15 protein-coding genes are annotated in these 13,395 nt (G+C 39.5%); 9 read left to right on the top strand and 6 right to left on the bottom strand.

All coding sequences use genetic code 11. The features are described from left to right. Positions 1–72 precede the first annotated feature (72 nt). Positions 73–306: a hypothetical protein gene (locus EAF07_RS06330; RefSeq protein ID WP_121835753.1), complete on the bottom strand. Its 234-nt coding sequence runs from the start codon at positions 304–306 to the stop codon at positions 73–75. 89 nt (positions 307–395) lie between these two features. Beyond that, positions 396–581: a helix-turn-helix domain-containing protein gene (locus EAF07_RS06325; protein ID WP_121835752.1), complete on the bottom strand. Its 186-nt coding sequence runs from the start codon at positions 579–581 to the stop codon at positions 396–398. Between the two features lie 184 nt (positions 582–765). On the opposite strand from EAF07_RS06325, the gene EAF07_RS06320 reads away from it, so the two are divergent. Continuing rightward, positions 766–1,503, top strand: coding sequence for a helix-turn-helix domain-containing protein (locus EAF07_RS06320; RefSeq protein ID WP_121835751.1), 738 nt, complete (start codon positions 766–768; stop codon positions 1,501–1,503). Positions 1,504–2,013: 510 nt separating this feature from the next. Continuing rightward, positions 2,014–3,156, top strand: a complete 1,143-nt coding sequence (locus EAF07_RS06315) for a site-specific integrase (RefSeq protein ID WP_121835750.1) — start codon at positions 2,014–2,016, stop codon at positions 3,154–3,156. Between the two features lie 88 nt (positions 3,157–3,244). Here the strand turns inward: EAF07_RS06315 and EAF07_RS06310 are convergent, their stop codons facing one another. The 4 genes from EAF07_RS06310 to yghU form a co-directional block, all read right to left on the bottom strand. Continuing rightward, on the bottom strand, positions 3,245–3,502 hold the full coding sequence (locus tag EAF07_RS06310) for a type B 50S ribosomal protein L31 (RefSeq protein WP_121835749.1): 258 nt from the start codon (positions 3,500–3,502) through the stop codon (positions 3,245–3,247). A gap of 90 nt (positions 3,503–3,592) precedes the next feature. After that, the gene (locus EAF07_RS06305) at positions 3,593–4,525 is read right to left on the bottom strand and encodes a DHH family phosphoesterase (protein ID WP_121835748.1); all 933 of its coding nucleotides are present in this window, start codon (positions 4,523–4,525) and stop codon (positions 3,593–3,595) included. 82 nt (positions 4,526–4,607) lie between these two features. Beyond that, positions 4,608–5,042 carry a GNAT family N-acetyltransferase gene (locus EAF07_RS06300; RefSeq protein ID WP_121835747.1) on the bottom strand — a complete coding sequence of 145 codons (435 nt, stop codon included), beginning with the start codon at positions 5,040–5,042 and terminating at the stop codon, positions 4,608–4,610. Continuing rightward, positions 5,039–5,830: a glutathione-dependent disulfide-bond oxidoreductase gene (gene yghU, locus EAF07_RS06295; RefSeq protein WP_121835746.1), complete on the bottom strand. Its 792-nt coding sequence runs from the start codon at positions 5,828–5,830 to the stop codon at positions 5,039–5,041. The genes EAF07_RS06300 and yghU overlap by 4 nt, the downstream gene beginning before the upstream one ends. Positions 5,831–6,104: 274 nt before the next feature. Here yghU and add point away from each other — a divergent pair, with 274 nt between their 5' ends. The 7 genes from add to EAF07_RS06260 all read left to right on the top strand — a co-directional run bounded on the left by add (position 6,105) and on the right by EAF07_RS06260 (position 13,291). Continuing rightward, on the top strand, positions 6,105–7,127 hold the full coding sequence (gene add, locus EAF07_RS06290; RefSeq protein WP_121835745.1) for an adenosine deaminase: 1,023 nt from the start codon (positions 6,105–6,107) through the stop codon (positions 7,125–7,127). 50 nt (positions 7,128–7,177) lie between these two features. Beyond that, positions 7,178–7,621: a flavodoxin gene (locus EAF07_RS06285; protein ID WP_121835744.1), complete on the top strand. Its 444-nt coding sequence runs from the start codon at positions 7,178–7,180 to the stop codon at positions 7,619–7,621. A 54-nt stretch (positions 7,622–7,675) separates the two neighbouring features. Next, complete coding sequence (locus EAF07_RS06280) at positions 7,676–9,211, top strand: ClC family H(+)/Cl(-) exchange transporter (RefSeq protein ID WP_121835743.1); 1,536 nt, start codon at positions 7,676–7,678, stop codon at positions 9,209–9,211. A 59-nt stretch (positions 9,212–9,270) separates the two neighbouring features. Continuing rightward, positions 9,271–9,549, top strand: coding sequence for a chorismate mutase (locus EAF07_RS06275; protein ID WP_121835742.1), 279 nt, complete (start codon positions 9,271–9,273; stop codon positions 9,547–9,549). Beyond that, complete coding sequence (locus EAF07_RS06270) at positions 9,543–10,766, top strand: chloride channel protein (protein WP_121835741.1); 1,224 nt, start codon at positions 9,543–9,545, stop codon at positions 10,764–10,766. Before EAF07_RS06275 ends, EAF07_RS06270 begins: the two co-directional genes overlap by 7 nt. 59 nt (positions 10,767–10,825) lie before the next feature. Further along, positions 10,826–11,995, top strand: coding sequence for an FtsW/RodA/SpoVE family cell cycle protein (locus EAF07_RS06265; RefSeq protein ID WP_121835740.1), 1,170 nt, complete (start codon positions 10,826–10,828; stop codon positions 11,993–11,995). Positions 11,996–12,175: 180 nt separating this feature from the next. Continuing rightward, positions 12,176–13,291: an ISAs1 family transposase gene (locus tag EAF07_RS06260; protein WP_121835739.1), complete on the top strand. Its 1,116-nt coding sequence runs from the start codon at positions 12,176–12,178 to the stop codon at positions 13,289–13,291. Positions 13,292–13,395 lie beyond the last annotated feature (104 nt).

The following is a 13,395-nucleotide window of genomic DNA, read 5'->3' as shown; positions in this document are numbered from 1 at the left end:
TTATTGGTCGGTTCGTAGTTTTAAGGGGTTGCGCCCTCCGTAGGATTTAGGGTGTAAGTAGTCGTTACACCCTTATTTATTATCTTCCAAAGCTTCGGAAAGTAGCGCCCAAATCTGATAAAGGACTTCTAGCTTAGTGTCAAAAGGCTTTCTATATAGCCCGTCTGTGCCAAATGCTGACGTTAGTAGTGTATCAATATCATCTAAGATTTGAAAAACGTCATTAAGTGCCATTTCTGCGGTGATAGGTGTGTTGTTCCCGTCCTTACTTTGACAAATCACGGTATCTTTATCAATACTAGGCATTAGCTTTCTTCCTCCTCGGGGTAGTCAGTAGCAAAAGCCCACGTTAACAAGTGCAGTAGTGCGGTTAGTAGTCCTATAGTATGTTCCTCCTATTCTTCTAGTAAAAAGTTCATCACTTTTTCATAAACCGCTTTAGGAGCGTCATAGTTTCCTAACTCGATTTTTTTTAGTGTGTTCGGTGTAACTTGAATACGTTTAGCCGTCTCAGCTTTAGTTAAATCCAAGCGCCCACGTTTAATACGAACTTTCTCAGCGTGTTCAACTGTGATAAGCATTAAATACCTCCTTGTTTTGATATTGCCAACCATGAATAGAATTGAAAGGCGGTTGGTTTGTAACATTTTTTGTTACCGCAAGGATATAATATAACATTTTCCGTTACTCTGCAAGTATTTTTTTCAAAAAAATAACAGTTTATGTTATTTTGTGATATAATCACTTTTGAAAGGTGGTTTTACCATGAATAGATTAAAAGAGTTACGGAGAGAGAAAAAACTAACTCAAAAAGAATTAGCTGATAAGTTATATACTACTAAAATGAGTGTATCGCGCTGGGAAAATGGAGAAAGTCAAATAAAACCCGAAAAAGCCCAAGCTCTAGCCGATTTCTTCGGTGTTTCGGTTGGGTATTTACTAGGTTTAGATGAAGCGACAGAACCTAAATTTTTAACTTTGGATAAGACGCGAAAATTTTTTAATCTAAGTATAGATACCTTGTCGGTACTTTTGGGACTTCCTAAAGAAGTTTTGGAAACGTGGGAAAATGAGAAAAATTTTATCCCGTTTAAAGAAGCGTCTAAGCTATATAATTATTTGGATATTACAAGAGACAATTTTATTAAAATTGTTGCTGATAACAATCTGGAGTTTGATTTTACTATTGCGGATTTTTTTAATGAAATAGATATAGAGGAATTAAATAAAGTCAGTCTCAAAAAGCAAGAAGAAGCTAAACAAGCTTATACATTTTTAGAAAGCTATATAGATGACCCTATAAAATTTAATAGATTAAAAAAAGGGTTATCAGATATAGACGAGGGATATTTTTCAATAGTCCTACGTCTAGTGATTGCTGATAAAGAACTAGGTACTAATTTTAGTGATATTCTTATAGACTATATAACCCTTGATAAACGAGATAGAGAGATAGCTTATGACCTTATCAAAAAACTAGCAAGCAGAAACACAGACAACTAAAAAGCCAACCTTTCTAGGTTGGCGTGTGGTATATTTGTTAATTATCAAAAAAGCCTGCCTCTCGGTTAGCTAAAAATAACTGATGACAACTAATAAAAAATGATGACAAGTAAACCGCTTGACTTTGGGGGCAGTTTTGGGATATAATACCCTTAACAGTAAGGAATGTGTCTAGCATGGCACAAAAAAAGCCCCCAACGGTCGCAACGTTGAGGGTTTTCTTTTTGGCTCTTAGCTATTTCTAGCTATGCCCTAAGGGTCATTTCTTGCGTGAGTTGAGCCAATACTCAAATAATGCCGTTAGGATAGCAACAAGCAAAGGCGCAAGAAATACTGTAAGGAATACGTCTAACATGACTATTCACCCCCTTCCTATCCCAAAGGGGCTATTTCAGTATAACAAATCTAGTTACGCTTGACAATCGCGCGGTAATTCACGCGCAAGCGTGTCAATACTCTTTATTTTCTAAACTAGGCGAGGTAAGCAGTTAAAGAAAAAGGAGTACACTAATGATTAAACTCTATACGTTAAAAGATGGTACTACTAGATACTATTTTATAGCTTACGTGGGAAAAGACCCACTCACAGGAAAGGACAAACGGGTTAAAAAGAAAGGCTTCAAAACCCGCAATGAAGCTAAGTTGGCAGAAAGTCAGTTACTTATCAAGGTAGAGACTGACGGCTATTTTAATAAGCCTGAAAAGATAACTTTTCAAGAAGTTTATAACCTATGGTTAGAACATTACAAAAACACCGTAAAACCAAGCACCTACGCCCGACAAAAGGCGCAAGCTGATTTACATATCATACCAGTATTTGGCGCGTGCTATATTGATAAGATAAGCCTACCAATGTGCCAAAAACAGGCGCTTGAATGGTTTAAGAAATATAAGAAGTATGCTAACTTTATAGGCATGACTAAGACGGTGCTAGACTATGCGGTTAGTCTCGGTTATGTTAATGATAACCCAATGAGAAAGATTATAAAGCCCCGTAAATCCGCAGAAGTAGATGAAGATGAAAAAAAGCTAGAGAACTTTTATAATCGGGAGCAGTTGTTAACCTTTCTTGAATGTGTTGACAAGGAAGATAATGCAGAATTAAAAACGGTTTTCCGACTACTTGCTTATACTGGTATGCGTAAGAGCGAGGTTTTAGCGTTACGGTGGAAAGATATAGATTTCACTACTAACAAGCTATCAGTCAATCAGACAGTAGCATACGGCGAAAACAATGCCGTTATTTTCCAAACCCCAAAGACAAAGAAAAGTAAGCGAACCCTAGCCCTTGATACCGTCACCGTGCAAATATTAAAGAAATGGAGACAAGAAAGGCAGTTCTTTAACTTTCCTAACCGTTTAAAAGATACTGATATCCTCTTTCCAGCGGAAACGGGTAAACCTAGAGGATTTGACTTTATCAATTATCGCTTAAAGAAAATTCTGAAGAAGTATAACCTTCCTTATATCAAACCTCACGGTTTTCGCCATACTCACATATCGTTATTATTTGAAGCTGGGGCAACTATAAAAGAAGTTCAAGAGCGCGTAGGGCATGAAGATATAAAAACAACTATGAATATTTACGCCCACGTAACCGAAAACGTCAAGGAGCAGACTGCGGAAAAATTTATCAAATTTTTAGAGGCATAACCCTAAATCGTTACCTTTTCCGTTACCTTTTTAAAAATAAAAACCATTCCTAAAACTAGGAATGGCTTTATAATGCGGTTTCTCGACCTTATTTTGCGTTTGCGTCTTTGAGACCGTATTTTTTGTTGAATTTGTCCACGCGTCCGTCTGCTTGAGTGAATTTTTGACGACCAGTGTAGAATGGGTGTGAATCTGATGAAATTTCCACACGGATAAGTGGGTAAGTTTCACCTTCAAATTCTACAGTTTCTTTAGTAGCTTTTGTTGAGCCGCTAAGGAATTGGTAACCAGTAGTTGTATCAAGGAAAACAACTGGACGGTATTCTGGATGGATATCTTTTTTCATTGTTAATGAGTTCCTTTCTGCCATAGTACTTTACGTACCATAGTTATTATTAACTCTGTTATTTTATCAAAAATGGCAGAGCTTGACAAGTTATTTAGCTAATAATTCTTTAATTTCTTGGTAAATTTGTTCATTTTCTTCCAAGCTATAGGAATTGGCTCCGCTGGCAAGGGGATGTCCGCCACCATCATGGCGTTTGGCGATCTCATTGATAATAGCTGACTTACTGCGGAGACGAACACGGTAGGTGCCGTCAGCTTGTTCCACGAAAATTGCCCAACTTTCAACACTATCAATTTTTCCAGGCGTTCCAACGATGGCAGAGGTTTCGGCTTCTGTCACGTCAAAATCTGCCATCATTTTTTGGGTCAAGATGACACGCGCAGCCCCATTTTCATCAACCTCGAGATGATCAAAGATATAGCCTTGGAGCTTAGCAATTTTCATAGGGAAAGAATCCATTCGACGGGCCATAGCTGAAAAATCAAAGTCGTATTCGCGTAACTTAGCAGCAATTTGCATGGTTTTGCTAGTTGTCGCAGGGTATAAAAATCGCCCAGTATCACCGACAATCCCATTGTAGAGGACGCTTGCTGCAAAATCAGAAAGTTTCAGACCGACAGTCAGAGCAAAATCGGTGATAATTTCACTAGCAGATGAGGCAGTCGTATCAACGTGGATAAGGTCTCCATAGGCATCATCGTTTGGATGGTGGTCAATTTTAATCAGGTATTCTCCAGTCTGATAGCGCTCATCATCAATTCGAGGTGTGTTAGCAGTATCAGTGACGATAACCAAGGCGTTTTCATAGTCACTATCAGCGACCTGATCCATCTCCGCAATCCAAGACAGCGTCGGTTCGTTGATGCCGGTTGCTAGAACTGTTTTTTCTGGAAAATTAGTGCGGACGATCTCACGCAAACCAATTTGAGAACCAATGGCATCAGGATCAGGTCTTTGGTGGCGGTGGATAATGATGGTGTCGTATGCCTTGATTTTATCAAGAATAGAATGAAAAGTCATGGTTACCTCTCTTGGATTGTTTTTAGTTATTATACCATATTATACGAGTACCAAATTCTGTGCTGTAGGAATTGCCCCCTTTTTAAGCAGTTAAAGTCATATCGACATGTGGAATGCCATCTTCTAGATATTCTTTTGAGATGGCTTTAAATCCGAAGGAAGCGTAAAAATCTTTAAGATGTGCTTGAGCTTGAGCATAGATGGTTTGATTAGGAAAGTGTTGTTGGCAGGTTGATAGGGCTTGATTAATTAACTTTCTCCCTAATCCAGTTCCACGATAGGCCTCTGTTACTAGGACACGACCGAGTTTGATGGTATTATCTGTAGGAATGAGGCGACAATAGGCTTTGATGCTGCAATTGTCTTCCTGAAATAAATGCATGGCATTAAGGTCGTACTCGTCAACTTCGGGATAGGGGCAGGTTTGCTCAACGACAAAAACCGCTACTCTGGTCTGATAGATAGCATGTAGTTGACGTGGAGTCAATTCATCTAAGGTTTTAACTTGCCAACTCATGCGTCAATCTCTTGATAAGTGGCTTCTAGTCCACGCTTAACAGCAGGGCGATTAGCAATGAGGTCTGTCCAACGTTGCAGATTTTTGTATTCTTTGACGTTAAGAAAAATACCAGCACGATCCCAGACCTTATCCTGAGCGAGACGACCGTACCAAGACCAGATAGCGATATCGGCAATAGTGTATTCCTCACCAGTGATATAAGTTTTAGTGGCTAATTCCTTATCCAAAAGGTCCAATTGGCGCTTCGCTTCCATAGCAAAGCGGTTGATAGCATATTCGATTTTCTCAGGAGCGTAATGGAAGAAATGTCCAAATCCACCACCTAAGAAAGGTGCTGCGCCTGTTTGCCAAAAGAGCCAATTCATCACCTCTGTACGTTTAGTAAAATCTTTAGGAATAAAGTGTTCAAATTTGTCAGCTAAGTAAAGCAAGATAGACGGAGATTCAAAGACACGGACAGGCTCATCTCCTGATAAATCGAGCATAGCAGGAATTTTTGAGTTAGGATTAATGCTGACAAAATCAGATCCAAATTGATCACCGTCTCCGATTTTGATACGGAAAAGGTCATAATCAGCAGCAAGTCCAAGCTCTTTTAATTCTTCTAGCATAATGGTAACCTTGATACCATTTGGTGTTCCCAGTGAATAGACTTGGAAAGGTTTATCCCCCTTTGGTAAGGTTTGTTCAAAACGTGCTCCAGCAGTTGGTTGATTGAGACCACCCCAAGCCCCGCCCATTTGTTGGGGGGCTTCCCAAACTTCAGGTAAAATATAATCTGACATAAGATTTCTCCTTATTAAATTTCTTGTCATTAGCCTATCAAAAAGAAAGGTTTTTTTCAAAAATTTAGCATATAAATAGTTGACAAAAGAGCTGCTAATTGTGCTTTGGGAGGTTAAGTAAGAGATTGACTTTGCCAAAATTCTAAAGTTAATCTTTAGAGGATAAGAATAATCTAAAGAAAAGGATAAGATTTTCTAAAAGTTCGTATTTCTTGTTGATTTTTTGGCTCATTATGGTAAGATAATGACAACTTTTAGGAAAAAGGAGTCTCTCATGAATCAAGTTGACTTTTCAAAGCTTGCAAAAACCGAACTACATTGTCATTTAGACGGTTCGTTGTCGTTGCCGATGATTCGTCAATTGGCTGCCATGGAACAGATTTCCATTCCAGCGAGTGATGATGAGTTAAAATCACTTGTGACAGCCCCTGCCGATATCACTTGCTTAAATGAATATCTTAAAACCTTTGATTTTATTCGTCCTTTGTTACAGACGGAAGAGGCGTTGGAGTTGGCGGCTTACGATGTTGCCAAACAGTCAGCTGAGGAAAATGTTATTTATACAGAAATCCGATTTGCACCTGAATTATCAATGGATAAAGGGCTATCAGTAGCACAGGTGGTCCGAGCAGTCTGCCGAGGATTGCAAAAAGCTGAAAAAGATTTTGGTATTGTGGCTAAGGCTTTGGTTTGTGGCTTGCGTCAAAATGATTTAGAAGCTACAATGGCGATGTTTACAGAGGTAAAAGCCAGTGAGGAACCTTATGTTGTAGGGGCTGATTTTGCTGGTAATGAAGTTGATTTTCCAGCAGAAGGTCTAAGTAAAGGCATTCAGCATGCGCATGATCTTGGTTTTAAAATGACTTTGCATGCAGGGGAGCAATGTGGTTGCGCAACAAATATTGCTTATGCGATTCAAGCTGGTGTCAAGCGAACAGGGCATACAACAGCTATTATGGAAATTCCAGGTTTGCTTGAATCGTTTGTTGCTGCAGATTTGACAGCAGAATTAGCTCTTACAAGCAATTTACAAACGAAAGCGATTGAGACAATTGCAGATTACCCTTATTTAGACCTAAAAGCAGCAGGGGCTAATATCTCGATTAACACAGATAATCGAACTGTGTCAGATACCAATTTAACGAAAGAGTACGGTCTTTTTGCGGCTCATTTTGGCACAAGTCCCACAGATTTTTACCAGCATAATCAAGATGCGATAAAAGGCTCTTTTGCTAGTGATAGTGAAAAGGAATTGCTTTTGCAAAAACTTGCTGAAGGCTATGCCCCATTTCTTTAAAAGTATGCTATAATAATAGTAATTTGACTTTGGAGGGAATATAGGAAACTATGGCTTTAGCAAAAATTGTTTATGCCAGCATGACCGGAAATACGGAAGAAATTGCAGACATCGTCGCTAAGAAGTTGGAAGAATTAGGGCACACAGTAGATGTTGATGAGTGTACAACCGTTGATGCCGCTGACTTTGAAGATGCTGATATTGCTATTGTGGCTACTTACACTTACGGTGATGGTGAATTGCCAGATGAAATTGTCGATTTCTATGAAGATTTAGCAGATGTCGATTTATCAGGAAAGATTTTTGGAGTTGTTGGCTCAGGAGATACTTTCTACGATTACTTCTGTAAATCCGTTGATGAATTTGAAGAACAGTTTGCTTTGACAGGTGCCACAAAGGGTGCTGATTCTGTTAAGGTAGACTTGGCGGCAGAGGATGAAGATATTGAAAATCTAGAAGCCTTTGCGGAAACATTATCAGCAAAATTAGGATAAGAGATTAAGGTTGGGGGTCACTCTAACCTTCTTTATGTACTATTGAAACTTATTATGAAAACACATCAAAAAGAATTTCGTTTGTCATCGCAACATCTTCTGGTAGCGGTTTGGAGAGGCTGCTTAGTGGGTGTTCTAGCGGGAGTTGTTGTCAGTCTTTTTCGTCTTATTATCGGTATTCTAACAGATTGGACCTTGAAAGCTTATGCGCATGCAAGTAACCAACCATCCTATCTTATTGGGGGGGTAGGGATTAGCCTAGTGCTAATCATTTTAGTAGGTCTATTAGTGAAATCCGATTCAGATATTAAAGGTTCTGGGATTCCTCATGTTGAGGGAGAACTGATGGGAAGGTTACGTGTTTCCTGGTGGTCAGTCCTTTGGAAAAAATTTGTCGGTGGCAGTCTTGCGATTTCCATGGGCTTGATGCTGGGGCGTGAAGGTCCTAGTATCCAGTTGGGGGCGGTTACTGCCAAAGGACTAGCAGAGTCTCTTAAGGTGACGCCCAAAGAAAAAAGGATTTTAATTGCAAGTGGTGCGGCAGCGGGGCTTTCAGCAGCCTTCAATGCACCCATAGCAGGGCTGCTATTTATTGTTGAAGAAGTTTATCACCATTTTTCACGACTGGTTTGGATAACTGCTTTAGTTGCGAGTTTGGTAGCCAATATCATTTCGCTAAATATTTTTGGATTGACGCCAGTCCTTCATATGCCTGACGGTTTTGAAGTTTTGCAGCTTAGTCAATACTTACTCCTTGTTCCTATGGGGATTTTCTTAGGTCTTTTAGGGTATGGCTATGAATGGGTGGTGCTTCGTGTTGGTAAAGTTTACGATGCACTTGGAAAGATGTTTAAGATTCCAGCGCATTTTTATGGTATTTTTGCATTGCTTCTAACCTTTCCTGTTGGCTACTTTTCATTAGAATTATTGGGCGGTGGACACCATCTCATCTTACACTTGCCTGATAGTGGCATGCTACTTGGCACAGCTATTTTGTTCTTAGCGATTCGCTTTGTCTGGAGCATGATTGCCTATGGAAGTGGTCTTCCTGGTGGGATTTTCTTGCCACTGTTAGCTCTCGGTTCTTTATCTGGCTATATTTTTGGCCTTTTATTGGAAACAATGGGGCTAGCGCAGGCAAGTCAGGTGACGATTTTTATCATTTTGGGTATGGCTGGTTATTTTGGTGCGGTGTCTAAGGCTCCGCTGACAGCGATGATTTTGGTTACTGAGATGGTGGGAGATTTGTCTCAATTGATGACGATTGGCATTGTTGTTTTGGTATCCTACCTAACCATGGATTTACTGGGCGGCGAACCAATTTACGAGGCCATGTTAGCTAAAATGGTACCAGTGAGTCATCTGGAAAATAATGAACCAACGATGATCGAATTACCTGTCACTGAGCAATTGGTCGGTCAACGTGTTTCGGAGTTGGAGTTGCCAGCAGATGTTCTCATTACGACACAAGTTGTTCATGGTAAGAGTGAAGTTGTCACTGGAAAAACAATGTTACAAGCAGGAGCGACCATTTATCTTGTTGTCAATGAAAGTGATATTCATTTGGTCAATCAAGCCCTGTTTCACTAATCATCATAGTTAAAGAAAGGAATGCTCTGCAATTGCCTGTAGAGAATAGGAGATAACACATGGATTTAAACCTTATTCGTCAAGATATTGACAAAATTGATGCGCAGCTTATTGCCTTGTTAGAAGAACGCATGGGCCTCGTCAATCAAGTGACAGCTTATAAAAGGGCGACAGGAAAGGCTGTTTTAGACACTTCTCGTGAACAAATGGTCTTAGATAAGGTTGCGCGCCAAGTTGCAAATAAAGACTTTGAAGAGGCGATTGTGGCAACCTTTTCTGATATGATGAAACATTCTAGGGCATATCAAAGTCGTCAATTAGGGGTCAAAGAGTGTTAAAAGGAATAAAAGACGGCAATGATTTAACGTTAAAAGAGACATTTTTGACCTGTTTACTTGCTCTCTTTATAGGAGTTCTTGTTGGTGTCATTGATACGATTTTTGGGAAAGGTTTGCTCCTCATTTCAGAAATTCGGACAGAGCATTTTTTCTATCTGATTCCGTTTTTAGGGATTTCAGGCTTATTGATTGTTTTTCTCTATCGAACATTTGGCGGGCAAGCCAAGAGAGGGATGGCTCTTATTTTTGAAGTGGGTCAAGGAAAAGACGAGCAAATTCCCTTGATTTTAGTTCCGCTGATTGTCGTCACAACATGGCTAACGCATTTATTTGGTGGGTCTGCAGGTCGTGAAGGTGTTGCGGTACAGATTGGGGCTACCATTTCACATTTCTTTTCTCGTTATATAGTTTTTGAAAAAAGTTCGCCATTATTTTTAACCATGGGAATGGCAGCGGGTTTTGCAGGACTATTTCAAACACCGATGGCGGCACTCTTTTTTGCTTTAGAAGTGTTAGTGATAGAGCAACTCCGTGTAAGATTTGTATTACCTACAATCCTTGCTTCTTTTACGGCTGCGTGGACCTCTAATAGCCTAGGGTTGGAAAAATTCACTCATTTGATTGAAAGTGATTTAAGATTAGATTTTCTGACCTTTGTGAAATTAGCAGTAGCAGGACTTATCTTTGGTCTAGTAGGTAATGGTTTTGCGGCTAGCTTATCTTGGACGAAGGAAAAAATGGCAGAGCTGGTTAAAAATCCTTATCATCGCATCTTTTGTGTTGGTATCTTATTGTCTCTTATGCTATTTTTGTGCCATGAGGGGCGTTATTCTGGTCTTGGGACAAATTTGATTGAGGCCTCTTTTTCTGGTGGAACTATTACCAGCTATGATTGGCTGTTGAAAATTATGTTAACCGTGTTGACGCTGTCTCTTGGTTTTCAAGGGGGAGAAGTGATGCCGCTCTTTTCTATTGGGGCATCACTAGGCGTTGTTTTAGCAGGCGTTTTTCAGTTGCCTTTAGAAATTGTGGCAGCTAGTGGCTATATTGCTGTTTTTGCTTCTGCAACAAACACCATCTTAGCTCCTATTTTTATTGGTGGTGAGTTTTTTGGCTTTGAAAACACTCCTTTCTTTTTGGTTGCTGTAGCTTTCTCCTATAGCGTTAATCGAAAACACAGTATTTATACCAGTCAAAAAGTGGTAGTGCTTGAGTGATAATCATGCTATAATGGATAGACATTTAATTTAGGATAGTTTGGTAGGTGAGGGATCTTATGGTAAAGCATTTAAAAACTTGGGAGCAGCGGGTTGATTATTCTCTATTGCTACCTGTTTTTTTTCTGTTAGTTATGGGATTTTTGTCGGTCTATGTTGCGACATTGGCAGATTATCCTGATCGTTTGGGAAATGTTCTCCTCTTGCAAGGACTGTGGTTGCTATTGGGAATCTTATCAGCTTTTGTAGTGATGTTTTTTAACACAAAATTCTTATGGAAGGCAACGCCTTGGTTTTACATCTTGGGACTTGGGACCATGTTTTTACCCTTGTTCTTCTATAGTCCTAGCCTCTATGCAGCTACAGGTGCTAAAAACTGGGTGACAATCAATAATATCACACTTTATCAGCCATCTGAATTTATGAAAATTGCCTACATTTTAGCTTTGGCAAGAGTAACCGTTACATTTCAGAAAAAAAGGAAATCAAAAGAGTTGGTAGAAGATTGGAAATTATTAGGATTATATGTCTTGATAACCTTGCCAGTCCTAGCTCTCTTGGCAGCTCAGAAAGATTTGGGGACAGCCCTTGTCTTTATTGCTATTTTAGCAGGGGTTACGGTGTTATCTGGTGTCTCATGGAAAATTTTATTGCCCATTATTCTTTCTGTCTTTCTCCTCATCGCCGCTTTTATTGCTCTCTTTTCTTGGGAGCAAGGTCGTGAGTGGCTCTTTCATATGGGAATGGACACCTATCAGATCAATCGTATTTCTGCCTGGCTGGATCCTTTTGCTTATGCTACAGGAATTGCCTATCAGCAAACGCAGGGATTAATTTCGATAGGTAGTGGTGGTTTATTTGGGAAAGGGTTCAATGTTGCAGAACTGTCGGTTCCTGTTCGTGAGAGTGACATGATTTTTACCGTTATTGGTGAGAATTTTGGGTTCATTGGCTCAGCTTTGGTTTTAGGCTGTTACCTGTGGCTCTTTTACAGGATGTTGCGCATTACCTTGGAGTCCAATAACCGTTTTTATACGGTGATTGCGGTCGGCTTTATCATGATGATTTTGTTCCATGTTTTTGAAAATGTTGGAGCAGCGCTAGGGATTTTACCACTGACAGGTATTCCGCTGCCTTTTATTTCTCAAGGGGGATCCTCTCTAATCTCTAATTTGATTGGCGTTGGACTGATTTTGTCCATGGCTTATCATAATAACCTGAATAGATAGGATTGAGGTTACAATTAAATACTGTAAAACACGACAGAGGTAAGATAAGGAAATTGATTTTTTTGATAAATCAATTCCTGTTCTTACACGACAAACGCATGAAGAAAATATGGCTTACAAAAAAGACTTTCATAAATTAACTCAACATTCTCCGCTATAATAAAAGTGGAGGATTTTGTTATGGAAGACCTTTTAAATTTCTTGGTTACTGTGAGAGATGATCGTGAGCCATGGAAAGTCAAACACTTATTGTCAGATATCGTTCTTTTGATCTTCTTTGCTCGCTTATCAGGCGCAGAACACTGGGATGAGATAGAGGAGTTTGGTATTGCCTATGAGAAATCCTTACGCACCGTTCTCAAATTAGAAAATGGCATTCCCTCTCATGACACTCTACAACGTGTTTTTGCGACTTTAGATTCACAAGTTCTTGTAGAACTCACACAGATATGGACTTCTCTTCTTGAACCATGTGACTCATCAGCTAAAACCTTACCACAACTTTCAAAACGTTTAGTAGCCATTGACGGGAAGACTATCCGTGGTAATGCCAGTCAAACTCAAAAAGCCCTACATATTGTCTCAGCCTATGCGACAGATTTAGGGATTTCGTATGGCCAGGTAGCGAGTGATGAAAAAAGCAATGAGATTACAGCGATTCCACGATTATTAGACATGATTTCAGTAAAAGGGTGCATGATTAGTATTGACGCTATGGGCACACAAAAGGATATTGCGGATAAGATTATCATGAAGAAAGCAGATTATTGTCTAGCAGTCAAAGAGAATCAAAAGAGCCTTTTAGAAGGTATTCGTCCCTATTTTGAACTCTCTCAGAACTTTGACGATAGCTATGAAACGCTTGAGAAAGCGCACGGTCAGATTGAATTGAGACAGTATGAAGTCATTACTGATACAGAGTGGATACGTCAAGAGCATCCCGATTGGGGACATATCCAAAGCATTGGACGGGCGCGTATTCAGATAACAAAGAATGGTCAAGAGAGCGAAGAAACCCGCTACTTTATTTTAAGTTGTCAGGTTAGCGCTAAAGAGTTGTGTGATTATGTAAGGGGGCATTGGCAGATAGAGAGCATGCACTGGCTACTAGATGTTGTTTTTCGTGAAGATGCCAATAAGACTTTGAATAAACAACTCGCATTTAATTTAAATGTCATGGATAAATTCTGTTTAGCGGTATTAAAACAGTTAGATTTTGGAAAGAAGATGAGTCTGCGTCGTAAGAAATATGCCCTAAGTCTGTCCTTTGACAAGTATTTAAAACAATTGCTTTAGGGCAAAAAACTTTCAACACTTGCAAAATGGAAATAGAAGATTTCATGCGTTTGTCGTGCTGTTCTTACCTCTTTCTGTCAAAAATGAAAGAAATATGATATAAT

The organism is Streptococcus hillyeri (genome assembly GCF_003686955.1).
In the GTDB taxonomy this organism is placed as follows: domain Bacteria; phylum Bacillota; class Bacilli; order Lactobacillales; family Streptococcaceae; genus Streptococcus; species Streptococcus hillyeri.
The sequence above is the reverse complement of the archived record's forward strand: the minus strand, read 5'-3'. Positions and strand labels throughout refer to the sequence as shown.

Bases quoted from the DNA above. Each gene is read 5' to 3' on its own strand.
- EAF07_RS06320 (WP_121835751.1), top strand. From the start codon at position 766: ATGAATAGATTAAAAGAGTTACGGAGAGAGAAAAAACTAACTCAAAAA.
- EAF07_RS06280 (WP_121835743.1), top strand. From the start codon at position 7,676: ATGAAAACACATCAAAAAGAATTTCGTTTGTCATCGCAACATCTTCTG.
- EAF07_RS06300 (WP_121835747.1), bottom strand. From the start codon at position 5,042: ATGAGTTGGCAAGTTAAAACCTTAGATGAATTGACTCCACGTCAACTA.
- EAF07_RS06285 (WP_121835744.1), top strand. From the start codon at position 7,178: ATGGCTTTAGCAAAAATTGTTTATGCCAGCATGACCGGAAATACGGAA.
- EAF07_RS06265 (WP_121835740.1), top strand. From the start codon at position 10,826: ATGGTAAAGCATTTAAAAACTTGGGAGCAGCGGGTTGATTATTCTCTA.
- EAF07_RS06275 (WP_121835742.1), top strand. From the start codon at position 9,271: ATGGATTTAAACCTTATTCGTCAAGATATTGACAAAATTGATGCGCAG.
- EAF07_RS06330 (WP_121835753.1), bottom strand. From the start codon at position 306: ATGCCTAGTATTGATAAAGATACCGTGATTTGTCAAAGTAAGGACGGG.
- EAF07_RS06325 (WP_121835752.1), bottom strand. From the start codon at position 581: ATGCTTATCACAGTTGAACACGCTGAGAAAGTTCGTATTAAACGTGGG.
- add (WP_121835745.1), top strand. From the start codon at position 6,105: ATGAATCAAGTTGACTTTTCAAAGCTTGCAAAAACCGAACTACATTGT.
- EAF07_RS06315 (WP_121835750.1), top strand. From the start codon at position 2,014: ATGATTAAACTCTATACGTTAAAAGATGGTACTACTAGATACTATTTT.
- yghU (WP_121835746.1), bottom strand. From the start codon at position 5,830: ATGTCAGATTATATTTTACCTGAAGTTTGGGAAGCCCCCCAACAAATG.
- EAF07_RS06310 (WP_121835749.1), bottom strand. From the start codon at position 3,502: ATGAAAAAAGATATCCATCCAGAATACCGTCCAGTTGTTTTCCTTGAT.
- EAF07_RS06260 (WP_121835739.1), top strand. From the start codon at position 12,176: ATGGAAGACCTTTTAAATTTCTTGGTTACTGTGAGAGATGATCGTGAG.
- EAF07_RS06305 (WP_121835748.1), bottom strand. From the start codon at position 4,525: ATGACTTTTCATTCTATTCTTGATAAAATCAAGGCATACGACACCATC.